The 22474-nt window shown below is 37.4% G+C and carries 21 protein-coding genes and 4 riboswitches; of the genes, 3 read left to right on the top strand and 18 right to left on the bottom strand.

The annotated features are described in order from the left end of the window. Positions 1-11 precede the first annotated feature (11 nt). Genes MHB44_RS06385 through MHB44_RS06375 form a run of 3 tightly spaced genes read right to left on the bottom strand, consistent with a single transcriptional unit; the run spans position 12 to position 2788 of the window. Positions 12-1097, bottom strand: a complete 1086-nt coding sequence (locus tag MHB44_RS06385; RefSeq protein WP_341302024.1) for a sorbosone dehydrogenase family protein — start codon at positions 1095-1097, stop codon at positions 12-14. Between the two features lie 21 nt (positions 1098-1118). Further along, on the bottom strand, positions 1119-1607 hold the full coding sequence (locus MHB44_RS06380) for a cyclophilin-like fold protein (protein ID WP_341302023.1): 489 nt from the start codon (positions 1605-1607) through the stop codon (positions 1119-1121). Between the two features lie 20 nt (positions 1608-1627). Then, positions 1628-2788: an MFS transporter gene (locus MHB44_RS06375; protein WP_341302022.1), complete on the bottom strand. Its 1161-nt coding sequence runs from the start codon at positions 2786-2788 to the stop codon at positions 1628-1630. A 122-nt stretch (positions 2789-2910) separates the two neighbouring features. Here MHB44_RS06375 and MHB44_RS06370 point away from each other — a divergent pair, with 122 nt between their 5' ends. Then, positions 2911-3786 carry a LysR family transcriptional regulator gene (locus MHB44_RS06370; RefSeq protein ID WP_341302021.1) on the top strand — a complete coding sequence of 292 codons (876 nt, stop codon included), beginning with the start codon at positions 2911-2913 and terminating at the stop codon, positions 3784-3786. A gap of 111 nt (positions 3787-3897) precedes the next feature. Here MHB44_RS06370 and ribE (MHB44_RS06365) read toward each other — a convergent pair whose 3' ends face one another. The 6 genes from ribE (MHB44_RS06365) to MHB44_RS06340 all read right to left on the bottom strand — a co-directional run bounded on the left by ribE (MHB44_RS06365) (position 3898) and on the right by MHB44_RS06340 (position 10536). Continuing rightward, positions 3898-4362 (bottom strand): 6,7-dimethyl-8-ribityllumazine synthase, encoded by a 465-nt coding sequence (ribE, locus tag MHB44_RS06365; RefSeq protein ID WP_341302020.1) that lies wholly within the window; start codon positions 4360-4362, stop codon positions 3898-3900. A 12-nt stretch (positions 4363-4374) separates the two neighbouring features. Beyond that, complete coding sequence (locus tag MHB44_RS06360; RefSeq protein ID WP_341302019.1) at positions 4375-5562, bottom strand: bifunctional 3,4-dihydroxy-2-butanone-4-phosphate synthase/GTP cyclohydrolase II; 1188 nt, start codon at positions 5560-5562, stop codon at positions 4375-4377. Positions 5563-5572: 10 nt separating this feature from the next. Next, complete coding sequence (gene ribE, locus MHB44_RS06355; RefSeq protein ID WP_341302018.1) at positions 5573-6205, bottom strand: riboflavin synthase; 633 nt, start codon at positions 6203-6205, stop codon at positions 5573-5575. Between the two features lie 9 nt (positions 6206-6214). Then, positions 6215-7246, bottom strand: a complete 1032-nt coding sequence (gene ribD / locus MHB44_RS06350) for a bifunctional diaminohydroxyphosphoribosylaminopyrimidine deaminase/5-amino-6-(5-phosphoribosylamino)uracil reductase RibD (RefSeq protein WP_341302017.1) — start codon at positions 7244-7246, stop codon at positions 6215-6217. Positions 7247-7345: 99 nt separating this feature from the next. Next, positions 7346-7464: riboswitch (FMN riboswitch) on the bottom strand. 84 nt (positions 7465-7548) lie between these two features. Next, positions 7549-7667, bottom strand: a riboswitch (FMN riboswitch). A gap of 83 nt (positions 7668-7750) precedes the next feature. Beyond that, positions 7751-7869: riboswitch (FMN riboswitch) on the bottom strand. Between the two features lie 250 nt (positions 7870-8119). Then, entirely contained in the window at positions 8120-9043 is a 924-nt protein-coding gene (locus tag MHB44_RS06345) for a CAP-associated domain-containing protein (protein WP_341302016.1), read from the bottom strand. Between the two features lie 137 nt (positions 9044-9180). Beyond that, on the bottom strand, positions 9181-10536 hold the full coding sequence (locus MHB44_RS06340) for a YjiH family protein (protein WP_341302015.1): 1356 nt from the start codon (positions 10534-10536) through the stop codon (positions 9181-9183). Between the two features lie 628 nt (positions 10537-11164). Between MHB44_RS06340 and MHB44_RS06335 the strand changes: the two genes are divergently transcribed. Next, positions 11165-11476 carry a CotD family spore coat protein gene (locus MHB44_RS06335; RefSeq protein WP_053994032.1) on the top strand — a complete coding sequence of 104 codons (312 nt, stop codon included), beginning with the start codon at positions 11165-11167 and terminating at the stop codon, positions 11474-11476. 206 nt (positions 11477-11682) lie between these two features. Here the strand turns inward: MHB44_RS06335 and MHB44_RS06330 are convergent, their stop codons facing one another. The 4 genes from MHB44_RS06330 to MHB44_RS06315 form a co-directional block, all read right to left on the bottom strand. Beyond that, positions 11683-12321, bottom strand: coding sequence for a hypothetical protein (locus MHB44_RS06330; protein ID WP_341302014.1), 639 nt, complete (start codon positions 12319-12321; stop codon positions 11683-11685). 186 nt (positions 12322-12507) lie between these two features. Next, on the bottom strand, positions 12508-13842 hold the full coding sequence (glnA, locus tag MHB44_RS06325) for a type I glutamate--ammonia ligase (protein WP_341302013.1): 1335 nt from the start codon (positions 13840-13842) through the stop codon (positions 12508-12510). 56 nt (positions 13843-13898) lie between these two features. Continuing rightward, positions 13899-14276, bottom strand: a complete 378-nt coding sequence (locus MHB44_RS06320) for a MerR family transcriptional regulator (protein WP_341302012.1) — start codon at positions 14274-14276, stop codon at positions 13899-13901. Between the two features lie 147 nt (positions 14277-14423). Beyond that, positions 14424-15674 (bottom strand): methionine gamma-lyase family protein, encoded by a 1251-nt coding sequence (locus MHB44_RS06315; RefSeq protein WP_341302011.1) that lies wholly within the window; start codon positions 15672-15674, stop codon positions 14424-14426. Positions 15675-15886: 212 nt separating this feature from the next. On the opposite strand from MHB44_RS06315, the gene MHB44_RS06310 reads away from it, so the two are divergent. Further along, the gene (locus tag MHB44_RS06310; RefSeq protein ID WP_341302010.1) at positions 15887-16492 is read left to right on the top strand and encodes a trimeric intracellular cation channel family protein; all 606 of its coding nucleotides are present in this window, start codon (positions 15887-15889) and stop codon (positions 16490-16492) included. Positions 16493-16717: 225 nt separating this feature from the next. Here MHB44_RS06310 and cobT read toward each other — a convergent pair whose 3' ends face one another. From cobT to MHB44_RS06285, 5 genes are all read right to left on the bottom strand, one after another. Continuing rightward, on the bottom strand, positions 16718-17776 hold the full coding sequence (cobT, locus tag MHB44_RS06305) for a nicotinate-nucleotide--dimethylbenzimidazole phosphoribosyltransferase (protein WP_341302930.1): 1059 nt from the start codon (positions 17774-17776) through the stop codon (positions 16718-16720). Between the two features lie 87 nt (positions 17777-17863). Further along, positions 17864-18041, bottom strand: a riboswitch (cobalamin riboswitch). Positions 18042-18249: 208 nt separating this feature from the next. Further along, on the bottom strand, positions 18250-19554 hold the full coding sequence (locus MHB44_RS06300) for a response regulator (protein ID WP_341302009.1): 1305 nt from the start codon (positions 19552-19554) through the stop codon (positions 18250-18252). Between the two features lie 26 nt (positions 19555-19580). Beyond that, entirely contained in the window at positions 19581-20924 is a 1344-nt protein-coding gene (locus tag MHB44_RS06295) for a histidine kinase (RefSeq protein WP_341302929.1), read from the bottom strand. A 19-nt stretch (positions 20925-20943) separates the two neighbouring features. Next, positions 20944-21702 carry an SDR family oxidoreductase gene (locus tag MHB44_RS06290; protein ID WP_341302008.1) on the bottom strand — a complete coding sequence of 253 codons (759 nt, stop codon included), beginning with the start codon at positions 21700-21702 and terminating at the stop codon, positions 20944-20946. 21 nt (positions 21703-21723) lie between these two features. Continuing rightward, complete coding sequence (locus tag MHB44_RS06285) at positions 21724-22470, bottom strand: glucose 1-dehydrogenase (protein ID WP_341302007.1); 747 nt, start codon at positions 22468-22470, stop codon at positions 21724-21726. Between the last annotated feature and the right edge of the window lie 4 nt (positions 22471-22474).

Below are 22474 nucleotides of genomic sequence, written 5' to 3'. Positions count from 1 at the left end.
AATTCCTCCCTCTACTCTGAAAGCTGAATGCGATAGAGTTTATCATCATTCTCCTGTGGATTGCCACGCCCATCTGAGTTATTGCTAATAAAATAGAGGAAATTGTCTTCGATTAATACATCTCGAATTCTACCTAAATCTGTGATAACATTGTGCATTTCTTTAGTGTCTAAATTAAATTGGAGGACGGCTGTTCCTCTTAGTGCTGCTACATATAAAGAACCATTATGATAAGCCATGCCAGATGGAGCCCATGTTGTATTACTACCTGACGTAAATAGTGGTGTAATGAGGTTTTCTTGTGTTTCATTTCCTTCGATAAGCGGCCAGCCATAGTTTTGCCCTGCCTGAATAAGATTGATTTCATCATTTGCGCTATTGCCATGCTCACTGGCATACATTGTGCCCTCTGTCGTCCAAGCTATTCCCTGTGGATTTCGATGTCCATAGCTATAAATATAGGAGTTTGCGATTGGGTTATCGTCTGGAATCGACCCATCTAAGTTGATTCTTAAAATCTTCCCACCTAATGACTCAAGATTTTGTGCAATTGCACGATCAGATGCATCACCTGCTGTTGCATAAAGTTTTTGATCTGGTCCAATTTTTAACCTGCCTCCGTGATGATACGTGCCACTTGGAATTTCATCTACTAGTACACGTATTTCTTTCCATGTGTTCTCTTCCAATTGAAGAACAACAATGCGATTAAATTGTCCTTCATCGTTTTCATACGTATAATAGGCATACGCTTGATTGGATTCCGAAAAATCTGGCGCTACAACAAAGCCAAGCAAGCCTGCCTCTGATGCTGTGGATAATTTTTCTGCAAGCACCACCTGCTGCCTTACCATCTCATTATCTGTGATTTTTACAATGCTTCCTGCTCGCTCTGTAAGATAAAATAGATTATCGAGCTTATTGATCGACCATGGTATATTTAAATTTTCTGCAATTACTTCTAACTTTTGCTCAGATTGTTGTAGGGCTGCTGGTGTATCATTCGATGGCTGGCGATTTACAGCTTGTTGTTCATTTGCAGAGCATCCTACTAATAAAGAAACAGCGATTGTATATGCCGCGAATGCTTTTTTCATGGACATCCCCCTTATCATTTTCTAGTCAATTTTTTCAATCGTTATTTCAAAATTACCATGTAGATTTTCAAGTTTTTCAATGCCTGCTTCAAGCGTTCCTAATTTAATAAGTCCGTTTGAAAAGCGAAAATCTTGATAAAATAGTGCTAAATTGCCCCAAGGTGCATAGTACGTTAAATCGCCCCGCTTCGGCTCAACGCCATTTGGTGCTCCCTCTGTTACTAATTTTTTAGACAAGTAACCAATTCTCTCTGTTCCTGCATAATCCTCAAACGGTAATGTCAGTGGTAATAAAGATAAAAAATCTTGCACCACTGGCGTGTTATCCATCTGCACAATCACCTCTTCATTTGCAAACGTTAATTTTACTTTGGTAGTCCTCATTGTATTTTCCTCCTCACTCTTTTTTTCGGTTTCATCAGCTTTAGATTGATTTTGCTGCTTATTTTCACTACCACAAGCCGTTACTACTAGTAACAAGATCATTAAGCAAATCGTAAAATTTTTCATAACACACCCCAAGAATAAAATTATACAGCCGTAGATTTATACAACGTATTGCGTAGCACAATACAGATAAAGCCTATGATTAATGCAGCGATTCCAACCAATAAAATATATTGCATGCCCATCTGTGCAATCACAATACCCGCTAGACTAGCACCAATCGTTGTCCCTAAATTACACGATGTTAAAAATAAGCCATTGGCGAAATCAGGTGCTTTTGGTGCAGCGGACATCATCCAATATTGATTGATATTTCCACCAATCCCCCCTAAAATACCCCATAGTAAAATAATGATCGCGGTGGGAATGACAAGGTCTGCTACAAAGAAAAAGACGAGATACAAGGCTGTTAAAACAATGGGGTAAATAAACACTGTACGCTCAGGAGCAGATGTTAATAACTTTCCTGCTACAATATTCCCTATAATGTTCGCTGCACCATAAACAAATAATAGGATACTAATTAAATTTGGTGTGATTTTCGTCACAACATCTAAATATTCCGCGAGATAGCTATAAATACCAAATACAGCGCCATTTAAAAATGTGACCGCAAGAATGGAGAGCCATGTGATGCCCTTTGTTAAAATTTTTAACTGTGAGCCGTAGGAAAGCTTTTCTTGCACAGGCATTGATGGCACAAAAAAGATAGTCATCATAAATGCGAAAATATTAACAACAGCAAAGAAGGCTAAGGCGATTTCCAGCGTAAACGTATTGGCAAGGAAATTGACGATTGGTACACCTACTACCATACCCGCTGAAACGCCAATAAACACTTTAGCAACTGCTTTTGGTGCTTCCTTTGCATCCACAGAAGTTGCTGCTACAGATAAAGCCATTGATACATATACAGGATGGAAAAAGGCTGGAATCACCCGTGCTACTAAAGCAATGTTAAAATTTGTAGTGAAAATCGCAATGATATTACCAATGATAAAAATAGCTAATACAAATAGCATCACCGTTTTTCGATTCATCCCTGAAAACACTAATGGCAGTGTTGGTCCAGCAATAGCGATCGCCAGCGCAAAAAGACTGACCATTAATCCTGCCTTTGGCACACTAACCTGAAAATACTCCGCTAAAGCAGGAAGGATGCCAATGTAACCCATTTCAGTGTTCAAAATACCGAAAACACCTACTGCTAATATAAAAATTAATAAACTTCTAGAATCCTTCATCCAACTACTCCAATTTCTCAATTAATTTTGTTACTGTAATTATAAAATGGTAGTATAAAGATAACAAATACCTATATTGAATAATCTTCTATACAAAAAAAGCATATTAAGAGGTGGTTATCATGGATATCCGTGTATTGCGTTATTTTATTGCTGTCGCCAATGAAGAGAATATTTCAGCAGCCGCAAATTATTTACATCTATCACAGCCAACATTATCGAGACAATTACATGATCTCGAAAAAGAGCTAGGCACGACTTTATTTATAAGAGGGAATCGAAAAATTACATTAACAGATGAAGGATTATTTTTATTAGAACGTGCAAAGGAAATTGTGGGTTTAGTCGATAAAACAGCAGCTAATTTTAATCAACCATCCGAAATTATTAGTGGGGAAATTTATATTGGGGGTGGAGAAACAGAGGCAATGCAGCTTATTGCAAAAACAATAAAAAAAGTAGTAGCACATCATCCTGGTATTAAATTTCATTTATACAGTGGTAATGCCGATGATATTACACTTAAATTAGATCATGGTTTATTAGACTTTGGTATTGTGATCGAGCCTGCGAATAAACAAAAGTATGATTATTTAAAATTACCTGCTGTCGATGTTTGGGGCGTACTGATGCGAAAGGACGATCCATTAGCAGGAAAACCTTTTATTGAACCAAAGGATTTGTTCAATCAACCTCTCATTATTTCAAAACAAACCGCTACTGGCAGTGTATTATCAGGCTGGTTTGGAGAAGCCGTTGAAAATTTAAACATTGTCGGGACATATAATTTACTCTACAATGCCTCCTTAATGGTGAAAGAAGAGATTGGCTATGCTCTCTGTCTTGATAAACTGATGAACACCTCTGAGGAAAGCGAGCTTTGTTTTCGACCATTACAGCCAAAATTAGAGGCTGGATTAGATATACTTTGGAAAAAACATCAAACTTTTTCTCGTGCAGCAAAGGTTTTTTTAAACTATTTGCGCGAAAGCATTTAGCATTTAGGCAATAAATCAAACATTTTAGTCAATAAATCAATTATTTTGGGCAATAAACCTATGTTTTTATAGAAGAGGCTCCGCTTAATTTTTAAGTAGGAGCCCTTCTTTTTACAGCATTTTCGTTAAATTTGCCATTTCAATAGCAGCAACAGCAGCATCATAGCCTTTATTTCCTGCTTTTGTGCCAGCTCGCTCGATAGCCTGCTCAATGGTTTCTGTTGTAACAATGCCAAAAATCGTTGGCACACCTGTTTGTAAGCCCACACTCGCAATCCCTTTTGCTGCTTCATTACAGACATAATCATAGTGTGTGGTTGCCCCGCGGATAACCGTACCGAGCCCAATAACAGCATCATATTTTTTAGACTCTGCCATTTTTTTTGCTATAAAGGGCACCTCAAATGCGCCTGGCACCCAAGCAACTTCAATGGCATTATCCTCTACACCATGACGCTTTAAGCCATCAATAGCACCTGCTAATAATTTATCATTAATAAAGTCATTGAAACGTCCAACGACAATCCCTATCTTTAATCCTGTACCTACAAGTTGTGCTTCCAGTGTTTTGACCATACTTCATTCCCCCTATAATAAATGCGCCATTTTTTCTTTTTTTATCTTCATATAATTAGCATTTTCTGCTACTAAACCTGTAACAAGCGGTACACGCTCCACAACTGTAATACCGTATCTTTCAAGCTGTGCTACTTTATCAGGATTATTCGTCATTAAACGAATAGATGTGACACCTAAATCTTTTAGTATTTGTGCACATAAACTGTAATCACGCAGTTCACTTGCAAAGCCAAGCATTTCATTTGCCTCTACTGTATCATAGCCTTGCTCCTGTAATTCATAGGCTTTCAATTTATTTAATAAGCCTATACCTCGCCCCTCTTGTCGCATATAAAGAACTGCTCCTGCTCCTTCCTGTTCAATCGTAGCAAGTGCTGTTTGGAGCTGTGCACCGCAATCACAGCGTTTTGAGCCAAAAATATCACCTGTTAAACATTCCGAGTGAATACGAATAAGTGGTGCTGTGGTATGCTGTAAATCCCCTTTAATAATGACAACATGCTCCTTAGCATCAATAGCATTCGCATAGCCAATCATTGTAAATTCACCATAATAGGATGGGAGCTGAATATTTGCCTCACGTGAAATAGCCTGCTCCTTTTCGAGGCGATATTGGATTAAGCTTTCAATAGTAATCAGCTTCATATCAAAATTTTGTGCAAGTTCTTTTAATTGCGGTAGGCGAGCCATTGTACCATCCTCATTCATAATTTCGCAAATAACACCAGCTTTTTTACTGCCACAAAGCGTTGCTAAATCAACGGCCGCTTCTGTATGTCCAGGTCTTGCAAGAACACCATTCTCCTGTGCAATTAATGGAAAAATATGACCCGGGCGGCGAAAGTCCAGTGGCTGTGCATGCTCATCCAGCATTTTTTCAATCGTTAATGCCCGTTGAAATGCACTAATTCCCGTAGTCGTGTCCATATGATCAATGCTTACTGTAAAGGCTGTTTGATGATTGTCTGTATTATGCTGAACCATCGGAGCTAGCTTTAGCGATTGCGCTATTTGTGCACTAACAGGGGTACAAATTAGCCCTTTCCCATATGTAGCCATAAAATTAATAATCTCTGGCGTTGCATGTTCCGCTAATACAACAAAATCCCCTTCATTTTCACGATTCTCATCATCGACAACAATAATTACTTTGCCTTGTTTTAAGTCAGCTAGTGCCTCTTCAATTGTGTTAAACATATTATCCCCCCTAAAATCCATGTTGTTGTAAAAAATCTGCTGTTAATGTTGTTGATTTCGCCTGTAACTGCTTTGCAATATACTTTCCTAGCATATCTGTTTCGATATTCACAAGATCCCCTTCCCGCTTAAAACCAAGTGTTGTTTCACTAAATGTATGCGGAATAATAGATACTGTAACAAGCTCTTTTTGTACATCAAAAATGGTTAAACTAATGCCATCAATCGCAATTGAGCCACGGGGTATGCATAACGCACTCGCCTCTCGAGAAATTCTTATATCAAAATAAACCGCATTGGCAAACGGACGCTTACGCAAAATCGTTCCTACTTCATCAATATGTCCTGATACAAAATGTCCGCCAAATCGACCATTGGCAAGCATGGCACGCTCTATATTAACCGCAGCACCTATTTGTAATTGCGAAAGGGCTGTGACATGTACTGTTTCTGGCATTACATCAGCCATAAATTTCGTAGTGGTAAAGCTTGTGACCGTTAAACATACGCCATTCACCGCAATACTATCGCCAATGTTCAAATCATGCGTAATCTTTTGTACACCAATCGTCAAAACAATGGATGCTTGTCCTTTTGCCATTTGCTTAATCGTTCCAAGCTCCTCAATAATTCCCGTAAACAAATGCTCACCTCATTTCATCGTTAGCGTTAACTTAATATCCTCACCTATTTTTTCAACCTCAGTAAAAGTAAATGCTCCTTGTAAAGCCCTCGTTGCCATTGAAAGTGCCTCAGCGCCCAATAATTTTGGCGCAATATATAGGATCATTTTTTGGACAAGTCGTTGCTGTAAAAAGGCATCTGCCATTTGACAGCCAGCTTCAACGTATACTGTCATAATGCCCTCATCTGCTAATATCCTCAAAATATTATGCAGGGAACAATCTGCTATTACAAATGTACGAATTCCTGCAAAACAACGAGGTGTTGCTGTAAAAAGCCATGTTGGAGCTACGTTATCGTTCAATAGTTTCGCCGAACTCGGAACATTGCCAGCTCGATCAATCACAACTCGAATCGGCTGCTTCGTTAATGTACCTAAACGATTTGTTAAACTTGGATCATCAATACAAACAGTGTTTGAGCCAACTAAAATTGCATCATGCATTGCTCGTGTATGATGAACATCCTCCTGAACTTGTTGACCTGTAATGGCTGTTTGTTTCCCCTTTTCAGCAGTAATTTTGCCATCTAGTGAAATGGCTTGCTTTAATGTCACATAGGGTAAGCGCTGCGAAATATAGTAGAAAAATGCTTCATTTAATGCTCTTGCTTCATGCTCACATAATCCTACACTTACGGTAATACCCGCCTCCTTTAACCTTCGAACACCTTGCCCAGCAACAAGTGGATTCGGGTCAAGCGTTGCAATAAAGACATGTCCTACCTGTGCCTGAATAAGTGCCTCCACACAGGGACCAGTTTGTCCAATATGACTACAAGGCTCAAGTGTGACATAAACCGTCGCACCCCTTGCTTTTTCCCCCGCAATTTTTAGCGCATTAATTTCGGCATGTGCCTCACCTGCTTTAAGATGTGCGCCAAAGCCGATAATCTCCTGATTTTTTGTGATAACACAACCAACTAGTGGATTGGGAGAAGTTTGATTACTTCCTGCTTTCGCCAAATTTAAGGCAAATTGCATCATTTGTTCGTCATTCATTTCATCACCTCCTTTAAAAAAATAAAAAAGCCGCCTTAAAATAAGGGGCTTTTACGGAAAAGGCATCACTAAATAAACCAGCATAATCGCTAGTTTTTTGCCTACCTTCTCTCATCCAGACTATTACTGTCGGCTTCGGAATCTCACCGAATCCTGCTTATCAAAAGCTCGCGGGCTTTACCGCCGATTGGGACTTACACCCGACCCCGAAGGACTTTTATTCAATTAAAAAATGACCCTACATTCTACTGTGGGGTCAAAATTAGCATCGTCAAATAAAGCCACATTTCTGTCGCTTTTTTGCCTACCTTCTCTCATCCAGACTGTTACTGTCGGCTTCGGAATTTCACCGAATCCTGCTTATCAAAAGCTCGCGGGCTTTACCGCCGATTGGGACTTACACCCGACCCCGAAGGTTTTTATTCAATTAAAAAATGACCTCACATTCTACTGTGGGGTCAAAATCGGCATCATCAAATAAAGTCACATTTCTGTCACTTTTTTGCTTACCTTCTCTCATCCAGACTATTACTGTCGGCTTCGGAATCTCACCGAATCCTGCTTATCAAAAGCTCGCGGGCTTTACCGCCGATTGGGATTTGCACCCGACCCCGAAGGTACTATTCATATTGCGTCTAATTATACAGCAATCATTAAAAAAATCTAGCCATTTAATAAAAATACTTTACAACCCAAAAGTCATTAGTTAAATATTCAACTATATCAGTTCAGAGAGGCGTATGCTGCTATCTAAAGGAAGATACTATCTCAAAAAGCTCAGTAAAAAGCACTGAACTATTGAATCAGAATAAGGCATTTTCCTTTACAGCCTTTTCTTTCTTCAATAAGTCCTGTGCTTTATTTAGTATAAAATTATGGTGCATAAAATCCAATTGTATAGTATGGTATATTTTTATTCGAGAATTGCACGCCTACCAATGCATGGGTAAAGTCAGATTTTAAAATATTTGCGCGGTGTCCTGATGAGTTCATCAATGCTTCATGGGCATAAATAGCACTATATTGACCATACGCAATGTTTTCACCAGCATAGGAATAGTTTATACCACCTGCCTTCATACGATCCCAAGGTTCTTGTCCTGTAAGATTTGTATGACTAAAGTAATTATTATTAATCATATCACGACTATGAAGACGTCCGATTTGATTATATTGCGATGTATAGGAAAGTGCTGATACTCCCTCTGTAACACGTGCTTGATTCATTAAATGAACCATTAATTCCTCAAAGCTATCTCGGCGTGCATTAGATGCTTGGGCGTAGAAGCCATTTTTTGATAGCTCCGTTTCCCTTGTTACCCATAAAATTGAACGCACCGTATTTTTAGCATATACATCATAGAAAAACGTTACATATTTTCCGTCTATTAAGTATGTACCATGTGTCGTCTGGCCAAATCCATCTGTATAAGACTGCGTATAATTAGTATTGCCCTTCAAAATGTTTTTCACAGGTGTACCATACTTTTTTGTAACAGTTGTCTGAGATGCACCAATTTTAATATCAAACAAAGACTGACCTTTACGTGTATCATAGCCACCAACAATTTTATTACCCTTACGACCGACTAGATAAAATTGATCATAGTTCTTAGTTGCCATTTCCCAGTTCATATCATATTCAGATGCAAATGTTCTATAAGATTTTTTCTGACTTAATGGCTTTTTTATCGTTGTAACTGCCGTGTCTCCATTTGCACTGGCATATGTCAAAGGGGCTAATGCAGGAAATAACAACAAAACTACCACAAACATAGCAATCCACTTTTTTAGCATAAGTAACACCCACCTTGTCTATTTATAGTAATTCTTACCCTAATTTTACTATTTAAATTCCAGTTAATCCATAGCCGAATATACATAAAAGACAAGGATAATAGCGTAATATCTTGATAATTATTGTCAATAACTTGTTAAAAAATTAAATAACCAACCATTGCTGCAATCGGCAATGAAATAAATGTACGTAGGATAAATAAGATAACGAGATCGAGAAATTTCAATGGGATTTTTGTTCCTAAAATAAGCCCACCTACCTCAGACATATAAATTAGCTGTGATACTGAAACAACTGCAATCACAAACCTCGTTACTTCTGATTCAATGCCCGCACCTAAAATAGAAGGAAGGAACATATCCGCAAATCCTACAACCATTGTTTGCGCTGCCTCTGCGGCTTCAGGTAAACCAAGCACTGTTAAAATCGGCTCAAATGGCTTCCCTAGGATTGAAAAAATATTTGTAAACTCAGCTAGCATTAATGCAATTGTACCGAAAGCCATTACAATCGGTGCCACACCAATCCATAAATCAACAACATTTCTTGAGCCATCCTTTAAAAATTGGCGTGGATCACGGTTTTCATGTGCAACAGCAAGTGCATTTTCTAAGCCATGTGATACAGCATTATAGCCTTTTGGTAATTCCTCACGCGAATAGTCTACTGGCGTACCATCTATATAAGTATCTTCTTTTTTAGCCAGTGGATAAATTCGTGGCATAATAATTGCTAGCACAATACCACAAAGAACAACTGTTAAATAATATGGAATAAAGTAGCGTGCTAAATTTACCGTCTCCAATACAACAATACAAAATGTAATGGACACAACAGAGAAGCTCGTTGCAATAATAGCCGCTTCTTTTTTCGTATAGTTCCCCATCTCATATTGCTTACTTGTCATTAACACACCAATTGTACCATCGCCAACCCATGATGTAAGAGCGTCTATGGACGAACGCCCTGGACTTTTAAACAACGGACGCATAATGCGAACCATCATTGTACCAAAAAATTCAAGCAGTCCGAAGTTTGTTAAAAAAGGTAATAGGAACCCGGCAAATAAGAAAATGGTAAATAAAAATGTCACAAGTCCCCCATTTGGATCCATTAGTAGTCCACCCGTATTTTCATTGTTAATGGCAGCAGGCCCGAAGGTAAAGACCACCATTGAGGCAAACACTAAACCAAGGCAGCGCGCAATCGTCCAAAACCAATTGACATAAAATAGTGTATCTAAAATACTTGGCTCTTTCGTATTTTTACGAGGAATAACTTTAGCGATAAGTGCTCCAAGTGCAGAAATGGCAAACATTATAATTGTAAAATAACTAATAATAGATGCAACAATACTTGCAAATTGATTAGCTAAAATAGCAATTGGTACTTTCCAGCCCTCTTCTGTTAAAATCGGTGTCATAAATAAAAATACTCCGATTAAAGATGGAATAATAAAATAAAAATACGTGGAAGTAGCATACTTTTTCATTTTTTGATAAAACCTCATTTCTTTTTTCACTAGTACAATTTTTTATAAACAATCATCATTTCCCTATATGTATGTAAAACGGCTATTCTATCATTAGATTTCTCATACGTATTACGAATTGCCTAAACATACCTCTTTAGTCGTTACACAAAATATTAGTTTAATTATCATCTTTTATTCAATATGACACTCCCCCTGCTATTATAGGACTTTTACAAAAACTTTGAAGTTTGATGATTCATCCAGAAAAAAATAACTTCATTCATGTTTTTATAACAAATTCACTTTATAAAACCATTGTAAACGCTATCATAAGGTCGGTTCAACCTAACATTTTTTTGAATATTTATGCAAAAGAAATACTGCTACTTCAAGTTTAAGACTATCTGCTTATACAACAGTATTCCCCTATTTTTAGTGAAATATAGTATAAAGTTAGTCATAAAAGTTTTTTGGTAAATTTCTCTCGCCCGTGGAATAGGCATATGTAAAGTTGATGCTAAATTTCTATTATTTTTGTGGTTTGTGAGATGGATCTACTGTTTAATAGGCAAATAAATAGACCCTCTGCACAGCTATCTCATATGTTAATAATGAACTACAACTTATCAAAACAGGGGGTAATAACATGTTTCAACGAAGACGCCATTCGGCAAAAGGTCCACATTGCTGTCCACCACAAATGATGCCAACGCAATTTGATCCACCACAAGTTTTACCAGCTGAACAATATGTTCGCACGAATTATATTCATACTGTCGTTCCACATGTACAGCCTGCACATATTACAACAGTCAACAAACATATGATTGATCACCAATACTATTTCCCATATACAGAATCTGTTGTCAATGAATGCTGTGAAAACCACACATTATGCGGCACACCACATAACCACTGCCATACACCATCATGTCATCATAGACCTAGAGGCTTTTAATGAAAAACACGATGGGGTTATCTAAAATACCCCATCGTGTTTAATCCATATAAAAAAGCGGCTAGGCACTATCCTAGACGCTGTATCATCACCATTTAATTTTAAATTCACGCTGACACAAGCCTAATCTAGCATTATTTTTGCAGGCATCTCTACATACTTTTGTCTTTTTCTATAGTTAAGGCTAAATCGCCCACATAGCAGATTTATGCTCTTCTCTTTAATTGAAAAATTTCACGTTCATGTTTTGAAATTTTTATATCAAAGTAATCTAAATCCTCTTTAGTTGCTAAAGCTTCGAAACGAGCCATTGCTTCGTTATGGTATTCAGACAATTTACCTGTTTGCTCATAGACAATATATTGTTTCGCCTCAATACTCTCCAAGCGATCGTTCGCTTTCTTTTGCTCAGTCTTCAAATCTTGGATATCTGCTTTCATACCTTGCATTTCTGTTTCTATGCCTCGGATCTCTACTTTCATTCCTTGGATTTCTGTTTCTATGCCTCGGATATCCGCTTTCATTCCTTGGATTTCTGTTTCTATTCCCCGGATGTCCGCTTTCATTCCTTGCATTTCTACTTTCATACCTTGCACATCTGTTTTCAGGCCTTTAATATCTGCCTTCATACCTTGCATTTCTGTTTCTATGCCTTGAATATCCACTTTCATATCTTGAATATCTGTTTTCATACCTTGCATATCTGTTTTCATGCCTTGCATATCTGTTTTCATGCCTTGCATATCTGTTTTCATACCCTGCATATCTATTTTCATACCTTGCATATCTGTTTCCATGCCTGTTACTTTTTGTACTAGTAATTCAAGTAGTTCGCGATCTGTCATAAGTATACTCCTTTCTATCTAGTCTCTATAGCTATATCATAGTATAAATAGATATCGTAGTAAAGGATCAAGATAAATAGACCTTTATTGAACTTTATCCCTATATAATTCTCAAAATATTTATACTTTCGGGGCGTACCTAATAGAAAAGATGCCTCAAAATCATTTGAGACATCCTTCTTACGATTAAAACATTTTTAAATACTGATCGCGCTCCCACTGATGGACAGTTGTACGATACATATCGAATTCGATTTCTTTTGCCTCTTTAAAGTTTGCGTAAATATGCTCACCTAAAGCTGCTTGTGCCACTTTATCTTTTGCAAGTAATGCTAACGCATCATCCAGTGCTGGTGGTAGGTTTTCAATACCATTCGCTTTACGTTCTTCTTCTGACATTACATAGATATTACGATTAATCGCTGCTGGTGGTGTTAATTGTTGACGAATGCCTTCCAGACCCGCCTCTAAAATAACAGCCATCGCTAAATACGGATTTGCAGCTGGATCTACAGAACGTACCTCTACACGAGTAGAAAGACCACGTGCTGATGGGATACGGATTAATGGTGAACGGTTCTGTGCAGACCATGCCACATAACATGGTGCTTCATAGCCAGGTACTAGACGTTTATAAGAGTTAACAGTTGGATTTGTGACAGCCGTGAAGCCTTGGACATGTGCAAGAACACCTGCCATAAACTGCATCGCTGTTTCAGAAAGTCCTAACTCAGTAGACTCATCATAGAATGCATTTTCTTTGCCTCTAAATAGTGATACGTTAAAATGCATACCAGAGCCAGCTTCACCAAATAAAGGCTTTGGCATAAATGTAGCGTGTAAGCCATGTTTACGAGCAATTGTTTTTACCACAAGCTTAAATGTTTGAATATTGTCACAAGCTGTTACAGCATCTGCATATTTAAAGTCAATTTCATGTTGCCCAGGTGCTACCTCATGATGAGATGCCTCGATTTCAAAGCCCATTTCTTCCAACTCTAATACGATATCGCGACGACAGTTTTCACCAAGATCTGTTGGTGCTAAATCGAAATAGCCACCATGGTCATTTACTTCTAATGTTGGCTCGCCTTTTGCATCTAATTTAAATAAGAAGAATTCTGGCTCAGGTCCCAAATTGAAGCTTGAGAAGCCCATGTCCTCCATTTTTTTAAGGATTCGCTTTAGGTTATTACGTGGGTCACCAGCAAACGGTTCGCCTTTAGCTGTGTATACATCACAAATAAAGCGTGCCACTTTTCCTTTTTCAGAAGTCCAAGGAAACACTACGAAAGAATCAAGATCTGGATATAAATACATATCTGATTCTTCAATGCGAACGAAGCCTTCAATAGATGAACCATCAAACATCATTTTGTTGTCTAGTGCTTTGTCTAATTGACTTACAGGAATCTCAACATTTTTGATTGTGCCAAGAATATCTGTAAATTGTAAACGAATAAAGCTTACATGTTTTTCTTCGATAAGACGTTTAATGTCCTCTTTTGTATATTTACCCACAGTTTTCCACGCTCCTATAATTTGTCTAGCTTGTATGTTTACTCGCTCCTATGTCATTAATAGAATCGAGATAAATCCCCACGTCGGATGGATGATTTTTGCATGCGCTGTGCTTGACGCACTTCTTCACGCATAATTTTGCGTAGTTCTGAATCACTTAAATCTTGTTCATCAATAATAACAACAGGGTCATTCTTTTTAGCAAATATTTTTTTAATCTTCGCCATATTCATACCCTGCTCTAAGTAATCTTTAATTTCAAGCAATATGTCGACATCATTTAATGAAAACATTCGACGGTTGCCCTCTGTTCGGTGCGGCTCAATTAAATGGTGTTCCTCATAATAACGAATTTGTCGTGCCGAAAGTTCTGTTAATTGCATCACAATACTCATCGATAATAACGGCATAGTTCGTCTAATTTCACGACTCATTTAAGTCCTCCTCCAATACCCGCTAATCATATAACGAAATTTTTGCACTGTCAACCAATCATGTAAGGTTACCTTACACGATTAATTATATTTTTTTAAACCGATGAAAAATTGTAAAAAACTCTTCAAATTTATGTTCATCGTCTATTATTTTTGAATCGCCTGCACAGCACTACAAATAGCAAATTTCACATGCTCATATGTTAATCCACCCTGGATAAAGGCTGTAAATGGTGGACGTATAGGGCCATCTGCTGTCAGTTCAATGCTGGAGCCCTGGATAAATGTACCTGCTGCCATAATGACATCATCCTCATAGCCTGGCATATAAGCTGGCTCAGGAGCGTAATGAGCATTAATCGGTGAGTTTGCTTGGATTTCACGACAAAAAGCAATCATTTGCTGTGCTGTTTGGAATGAAACAGATTGAATTAAATCTGTGCGACTTGCCTTATAGCTTGGCGACGTGCTCATCCCCACTTCCTCTAGCATTGCTGCTGTAAAGATCGCTCCCTTTAATGCTTGTGATACAACATGTGGCGCAAGGAAAAACCCTTGATAAAAGTCAGCCAATGTATTTAACGTTGCACCTGCCTCTGCTCCGATGCCTGGAGAAGTCATACGATAAGCACATTTTTCCACTAAATCTGCACGTCCTGCAATATAGCCACCGATTTTCGCTAAGCCACCACCTGGATTTTTAATAAGTGAGCCTGCCATTAAATCCGCTCCAACCTCTGTTGGCTCCTGCGCCTCTACAAATTCACCATAGCAATTGTCAACAAAAATAACAGCTTGCGGTGCTAATTTACGCACTGTCGCACACATATCCGCAATCTCAGCAACTGTCAACGATGGACGCGTTGCATAGCCTTTAGAACGTTGAATCGCAATCATTTTTGTATGCTCTGTAATGGCTGCTGCCACTCCATCCCAATCAATGGCTTGATTATCCAGTAAATCCACATGTCGATAGCCAATTTTGTAATCCTTTAATGAACCAGTATCCTGATCACCACCATCGACAATGGCTTGCAATGTATCATAGGGCTGACCTGAAATATAAAGCAGTTCATCACCAGGTCGCAGCACACCGAATAGGCTAAGCGTAATCGCATGTGTTCCTGAAATAATTTGTGGTCGTACAATGGCAGCCTCTGCGCCAAACACCTCCGCATAAACACGCTCTAAATTATCGCGACCCTCATCATCATAGCCGTAGCCATGTGATGGATGTAAATGGTAGTCGCTTACCTGATGTTTACGAAAAGCTGCTAGCACTTTTTGTTGATTAAAAAATGCCATTTCTTCTACTTTTGCATGATAAGGTCGAACTTTCTCCTCTATTTTTGCCGCCAATGCTAGCGTTTGTGCTGATAAATTTGTCGTAAACGTCATTCTTTTCTTCTCCATTTCACAGTTGTCCCGTATATTTACACTGACGGATATTTTACTTTATTTCAATATTATCTTAACAATTTGTCTGTCTCCCTGCAAAACTTGTCTATTGTTTCTTTATGTAATTTGCGCTAAGCTAATGTGCGGACTATTTAGCAATAAAATTTTGCTAGAAAATTCATAGATTTTGTTAATTAGAAGGGATGAAAGAAATGGCTTGGGAGGTTTTTAGTATTATTGGAACAATTGCCTTTGCTATTTCAGGGGCAATTATTGCGATGGAAGAGGAATACGATTTATTCGGTGTTTATATATTAGGGATTGTGACAGCCTTTGGTGGCGGAGCTATTCGAAATTTACTAATTGGACTGCCCGTTACAACCTTATGGGGGCAGGATATGATGTTTCAAATTGCACTTGCAGCCATTACAATCTTTTTTATTTTTCCGCATCATCTGATCCAGCACTGGCATCGCTGGGGCAATTTCACAGATGCCATTGGTTTATCAGCATTTGCGATCCAAGGCGCACTCTATGCTGTAAAGCTTAATATGCCGATTAGTGCTGTCATTGTCGCTGCCGTCCTAACAGGTTCAGGAGGAGGCATTGTGCGTGATTTATTAGCACGACGTAAACCGCTCGTGCTACGTGATGAAATTTATGGTGTTTGGGCTGCGCTAGCAGGACTTGTCATTGGTCTTAATATTTTTTCAGGGGATGTATTTCTCTATCTTTTATTTGCTGTCATCACGATGTTACGTATTCTTTCCTATATAATGAAATGGCGTCTACCTTTGCGGAAATTAAACCGAGCATAGTTTGCCTAAAACGGGATTTTTCCATTAGTTTCAGCGGAGCTATCCGTTACTTGGAGAATTCTATCCATTATTTTAGAGGTTCTATCCGTCACTTTTGAGGGGCTATCCAGCACTTTATGGGAGCTATTCACCATTTTGGCAGTTCTATCCGCCACTTTGAAAGGGCTATCCACCGCTAATAAAAAACCAAACGATGTCCTAACACATTGTTTGGTTTTTCTAATTTTATCGCTTTGCTAAAAGATTCATCGATTGCTCTAGTGTCACCATATTTTTCATCATTGAGCAAGCCGCGTCTAAAATAGGAAAGGCTAAGGCTGCACCAGAGCCCTCTCCTAAGCGCATATTCATATGTAGCATCGGTTCAATACCAAGCAAGTCAGCGGCAATTTTGGCCCCCGGTTCCTCTGAAGCATGAGAAGGAATTATATAATCCTTTACTTTCGGTTCAAGCTTATAAGCAATAAGTGCAGCAATGGTCGAAATAAAACCATCAATAACAACAGGCTTACGATAGGCAGCAGCGGCAAGGATAATACCAGCCATCGCTCCTATTTCCAGCCCTCCAACCTTAGCTAGTACATCAATTATATCTTTAGGATTCGGTTGATTAATCTCAATCGCCTTTTTAATAACAGCCACTTTATGTTCAATTCCTCCTGCCCCAACTCCTGCCCCAAGCCCTGTGACTACAAGAGGATCACAGCCCGTCATAACAGCTAATATGGCAGCGCTTGGTGTTGTATTTCCGATACCCATTTCTCCTGTTCCAAGTACATTGGCCCCCAGTGCTATTTCTGCTGTTGCCACACGAATTCCTACTTCAATGGATTGAATCGCTTCCTTTCTGGACATGGCAGGACCTTTTGCCATATTAGTAGTGCCGTGTTTAATTTTATGCATAATAATACCAGCATCAGACGGAATATCTCCCTTGACGCCAACATCTACTGTTACAACCTTGGCATTCGTTATATGGGCAATCGCACAAACACCTGTACCACCTTTAGAAAAATTTAATGTTTGAAACAACGTAACATCCTGTGGATTAGACGTGACACCTTCCTCCCAAACACCATGATCTGCTGCACAAACAATCATTACCTTCTTGTCAAGCATCGGCAATAATTGTCCTGTTATACCAGCAAGCTGCACCGCAATCGACTCCAGTTTTCCTAAGCTACCAGGAGGCTTGCAGAGTGCATCTATCCGCTTTCTTGCCTGCTCCATCGTCTCCTTATTAGCACCTTGGATATTTTGAATCGCTTCTTGTAATAAAGTCATCATCATTTCTCCTCTCCTGTAAGACAACATAAAAAGCCTGTAGTTTATTGTCATGACAAATAAACTACAGACTTTTCCATCATCTATATTCTCTCGAAGCAAATAGGCAGGTCTCCTGGCTCAAGTTCAACATTCCATAGCACCTTCCCAGCAATATACTAGTGGCATTTACCATGAAATTCCCTTATACAGTGGCGGGTCCGCTAAAGCTTTTCACTTTATTCCCTATTCTCCCATTATGGGCACCTAATGCTTTATCCAATTTCTTTTAATTTACTGCAAAGATTTCTTACTGTCAATATAACTAAATTAAAGTTCTTTCTAAGCTAATTCTCGCGCTTGACATGCCTTAGACAGTAGACTCTACTGTAAAGGCATCGTTGGAGGTGCTATTGATTGGAATATATTACTCATTCTTTTTATGTTCAACTCGATCGCGCTCTATATTTATTTTATCAAAACCCACTTACTATTTAAATCGTTCGATATTTTGCTGGTGTCATACCAACATATTTTTTAAATACTTTACTAAAATACTCTTCATTACTATAGCCCACTAGCGAAGCAATTTCATTATTTCTCTTGTCACTATGAACTAATAGCTGCTTCGCCTTGTTAATTCTAAGCTCATTTAATAGGTGGATAAAATTTTTATCAATGCTTTTTTTAATTAATATACTTAAATTTGCTTGGCTTTTGTTAAAAATACCTGATAAATAATTCAAATCCAGCTGCGGATCATCAAAATGCGTATAAATATAATCGACTATTTTTTTACCTAAATCCTCTCTATTGCCATGTAAATTAAGTATTTTATCAACGAGCGGCATGATATAGCTTTTTACTATTTTCGATAAATTGTCTTCTTTAATCATTTGATGCTGGATACCAATAATCTTTTGAGCGCTGTGATACGTTTCCAAACAATTGAAATAGATACTATATTGCAATAAGAACATAATCATGATTTCTAATCTTTGCTGAAAATCTATTTTTGTATTTTGTAAAATCGTCATAAATTCTTGTAATTTTAATTCATCTGTAAAGATTTGATTATCAAAAATGGATTTTCTTTTATTTAGCACAGTACCACCAGTATTTAGATGCCTCTTCAGTAGTAGCTCCAGCACGGCTTGATTTAAATCATGTAAGTCATTTCTTTGCAGCACCATATGATTGTCCTGACTATATGACAATACAAAATCGGTATTCATAATCTCAATATATTCCCCAAAAATATTAAAATAAAATAGCTCATGAGCGTGTGAAATCCCGATATTTTTTGTTTGATTGATGCTAACAATAAAGTATTCAAATGAATAGATACTACTATCTGTCATTTGTTGATCAAAGGCCAATAGTAAATTTAATAATTGATTATATTTAATGGAATAATCTACTTGTTTTTTCATGCTCAATGCTTCCATCATTTGTGATAGCTTTAGCTTTAGATTTTTATAATCAATCGGCTTTAAAATGTAATCCTCAGCACCAATTTGAATAGCACTTTGTAAATATTGAAAGTCATCATAGCCAGATAGAAAAATTACCTTAAATTGATGAAACTTTTTTAGCTCCTGAACAGCCTCTATTCCACTCATACCGGGTAAATTAATATCTGATAAAACGATGTCAGGAGCAATATCTTTAGCTGCCAGTAGCATATCCTCCCCCGTTGTATAAGAATAAACATGTAAGGATTCTATAAAATTTCTGTTGATAAAAAAGCTTAATCCCTCTCTAATAAAGTTTTCATCCTCCACAATAAATAGATTCATAGAGCTCACCTCACCATTAAAAGACATTATTTCTTATATGGTAATAAAATTCTCGATACAAAATATTGTTGTTCGTTGACTAGCACCGTTACACCATACGCTTCTCCATATTTTAGCTTTAAACGTCTATTTACATTTTTTAAACCAATGCTACCCTCATGATTTTCTTCATTTATTTTGTCATTTAGCATCGCTATTTTAGCAATATCCTTATATTCGCTCTTATTATAAGTTTCAATTATTACATAATTCTCTTTTCGATAAATTCTGATATTTATTGATAGAGGTTCTTTATGGCTGTATCCATGCTTAAAAATATTTTCTACAATTGGCTGTAGTGTAAATTTTAAAATGGCATTTTGTAATAAATCGTTTTCTTCTATCTGAATGTCAAATACTAAAGAAGAAACTCTTATTTTCATAATATTAATGTATTCTTCAATAATCTCTAGCTCTTTTACAATGGTTGTTTCATTTTCACTGTTATCCGTGTTATATCTAAAAAGCTTTGCTAGCCCAACACTCAATGTAGAGATTTCTTCAACCTCATGAATCATAGCTAATTGATTAATATTATCTAAGGTATTGTAAAGAAAATGTGGATTAATTTGGCTTTGCAAATTATTCAATTGCGCTTCGTAGTTTTCTCGAACATAGCCTTTTTCCTTTTCTACCATATAAGCAATGGTTTGGTTTAATTGTTGATTGGCAATATCCAACTCATCATTAATCCAAACAGGCTTTTTCTCTTTCTCTTCAAAATGATAAACTGCTTTTCTATAAGAGGTAATACGCTCAATAAGCATTTGTAAAGTTGTGCTAATTTTATTGGAATATAAAAAAGTGATGATGGTTAACAGTAAGGTGGAGGCAATTGCAAAAGCCATTAAATCCTCCTTTTTATTATTCAGCTCCTTAAAAATGGAATCAGACGTAGCAATGACAACATAGTAACAATTATTAAAGGAATCAAATGAATACATTAGAATTCGTTCTACATTCAAATAATCAATTTTATAGTAATTGGTTTTCTGGGGCTCCAATTTACGAAAATACTCCTCATGCTCTGATATATGGGAATTCGTGCTGAATTTTATATCCTTTTGCTCTGTTAATAAAAGAAAATCAGAGTAGCTGCCCCAAATTGAATTTAACACTTCATGATATACTTTTGTGCTTGCTTGATTACTTTCAAAAGACGAATTAAAATAATGAATTTTTTTTAATACCTCTAGTCTTGTTTCGATTAAAAGCTTCTTTTGATACTCTCCAACATTATTTATATAAATTATGGTCATCATAAAATAGGGCAAAATAAATACAACAAGGGTAAGAATAAGATATTTATATTTTAACGATAAATACATCATTCCCACCCTTTCTAGCTCCTTAGCAATGTTCCTCTTCCCAGATCGACTGACCGCTTGATACACCACCATCAATGACAATTTCACTACCCGTAATATAGGATGCATCCTCGCTACCTAGATAATAGACCATTGATGCAATTTCCGCTGGATGTCCCAATCTTTTTAATGGTACATACTTTGCCTGATCCTGTGGCGTCTTATTTGATTTTTGTGCTGCATATTCAATCATTTGTGTTTGAATATATCCAGGATGAATAGAATTCACTCTTATATAAGGTGCAAATTCCATTGCTGCATTTTTTGTAAGTGTTCGTATGGCACCTTTAGTAGCACCGTATATGCCTAAGCCTTTTGCACCAAAAAAGGCGGCATTGGAAGATGCATTAATAATCGAGCCCTTTTCCTGTTTATACATAATAGGTGCAATATATTTTAATGCTAAAAAGCTGCCCTTAACATTAATATCAAACATAGCCTGATATTCTTTTTCTGTAGTTGTAGCAATATCATTCATGACAAATATCCCAGCGTTATTAAACAATACATCAATTTCATAGTCTTTGTCATGTATATATCTTTGTAAATTTACCCATTTATTTTCATTTGTAACATCTAATTCTATAAAATCAACCTGAGCACCATAAATATCACTTAGCTTGTTGCCTTCTTCTACATTAATATCACATGCAAGGATATGAAAGCCCTCCTGATAAAATTTATCGAGAGTTGCTCTGCCGATACCAGCGGTAGCTCCTGTAATTAGAATACGCTTCGTCATAAATACCTCCATTACTAATCTTTATTTCGCAATCCAACCACCATCAATTACTAGCTCACTGCCTGTTACAAACTTCGCCTCATCACTCGCTAAATATAAAACACCATAGGCTACATCTTTAGGCTTTCCAAGCAATGGCAATGGCGTTACTTCCTTCATCCATTTCGCTTTTTCGTTATTCTCAAAAAGATCTCGTGTCATTTCCGTTTCAATCATGCCAGGATGCACAGAATTCACGCGTATATTGTATTCTGCTAAATCCATTGCTGCTGCCTTTGTTAAGCTTCTGATAGCTCCCTTTGAGGCATGATAGGAAACATAGCCTTTTTCGCCAATAATTCCATAGACAGAAGAGATATTAATAATACTTCCTGCTTGCTGCTTCATCATTTGCTCAGCACATTTTTGAACGCCTAAAAAAGTACCTGTGGCATTAATGGTCATCACCTTATTCCAGCCCTCTAAATCCTCGTGTATAACGGAGCTTCTTGAGGGAATGCCCGCATTATTTACTAAAATATCTAAACGTCCAAACAATTGAATAGTCTTTTGGATAACGCTATCCCACTCTGTTTCAGAGGATACATCATGTTTATGCACAAAAAGATGATCATTTCCCATGTGCCGCTTCTTTAAAAGCTCTAATGCCTCCTCATTAATATCTGTGGCAACCACTTTCGCTCCCTCTTGTAAAAACAATTCAGCCTCTGCCAGCCCTTGTCCATTTCCCGCACCAGTAATGATGGCTACTTTATTGTGTAAGCGCATTTTA

This window comes from Lysinibacillus sp. FSL H8-0500, from assembly GCF_038051955.1.
Lineage (GTDB): Bacteria > Bacillota > Bacilli > Bacillales_A > Planococcaceae > Lysinibacillus > Lysinibacillus macroides.
This window is presented reverse-complemented; position numbering and strand designations above follow the sequence as displayed.

Excerpts from the sequence above, each read along its gene's own strand:
- ribD (WP_341302017.1), bottom strand. The coding sequence starts at position 7,246 with ATGAATGACGAACAAATGATGCAATTTGCCTTAAATTTGGCGAAAGCA.
- MHB44_RS06375 (WP_341302022.1), bottom strand. The coding sequence starts at position 2,788 with ATGAAGGATTCTAGAAGTTTATTAATTTTTATATTAGCAGTAGGTGTT.
- MHB44_RS06370 (WP_341302021.1), top strand. The coding sequence starts at position 2,911 with ATGGATATCCGTGTATTGCGTTATTTTATTGCTGTCGCCAATGAAGAG.
- MHB44_RS06335 (WP_053994032.1), top strand. The coding sequence starts at position 11,165 with ATGTTTCAACGAAGACGCCATTCGGCAAAAGGTCCACATTGCTGTCCA.
- MHB44_RS06385 (WP_341302024.1), bottom strand. The coding sequence starts at position 1,097 with ATGAAAAAAGCATTCGCGGCATATACAATCGCTGTTTCTTTATTAGTA.
- MHB44_RS06295 (WP_341302929.1), bottom strand. The coding sequence starts at position 20,924 with ATGATGTATTTATCGTTAAAATATAAATATCTTATTCTTACCCTTGTT.
- MHB44_RS06285 (WP_341302007.1), bottom strand. The coding sequence starts at position 22,470 with ATGCGCTTACACAATAAAGTAGCCATCATTACTGGTGCGGGAAATGGA.
- MHB44_RS06290 (WP_341302008.1), bottom strand. The coding sequence starts at position 21,702 with ATGACGAAGCGTATTCTAATTACAGGAGCTACCGCTGGTATCGGCAGA.
- MHB44_RS06340 (WP_341302015.1), bottom strand. The coding sequence starts at position 10,536 with ATGAAAAAGTATGCTACTTCCACGTATTTTTATTTTATTATTCCATCT.
- MHB44_RS06345 (WP_341302016.1), bottom strand. The coding sequence starts at position 9,043 with ATGCTAAAAAAGTGGATTGCTATGTTTGTGGTAGTTTTGTTGTTATTT.
- MHB44_RS06310 (WP_341302010.1), top strand. The coding sequence starts at position 15,887 with ATGGCTTGGGAGGTTTTTAGTATTATTGGAACAATTGCCTTTGCTATT.
- MHB44_RS06315 (WP_341302011.1), bottom strand. The coding sequence starts at position 15,674 with ATGACGTTTACGACAAATTTATCAGCACAAACGCTAGCATTGGCGGCA.
- MHB44_RS06380 (WP_341302023.1), bottom strand. The coding sequence starts at position 1,607 with ATGAAAAATTTTACGATTTGCTTAATGATCTTGTTACTAGTAGTAACG.
- cobT (WP_341302930.1), bottom strand. The coding sequence starts at position 17,776 with ATGACTTTATTACAAGAAGCGATTCAAAATATCCAAGGTGCTAATAAG.
- ribE (WP_341302020.1), bottom strand. The coding sequence starts at position 4,362 with ATGGTCAAAACACTGGAAGCACAACTTGTAGGTACAGGATTAAAGATA.
- MHB44_RS06360 (WP_341302019.1), bottom strand. The coding sequence starts at position 5,562 with ATGTTTAACACAATTGAAGAGGCACTAGCTGACTTAAAACAAGGCAAA.
- MHB44_RS06330 (WP_341302014.1), bottom strand. The coding sequence starts at position 12,321 with ATGACAGATCGCGAACTACTTGAATTACTAGTACAAAAAGTAACAGGC.
- MHB44_RS06300 (WP_341302009.1), bottom strand. The coding sequence starts at position 19,554 with ATGAATCTATTTATTGTGGAGGATGAAAACTTTATTAGAGAGGGATTA.
- MHB44_RS06320 (WP_341302012.1), bottom strand. The coding sequence starts at position 14,276 with ATGAGTCGTGAAATTAGACGAACTATGCCGTTATTATCGATGAGTATT.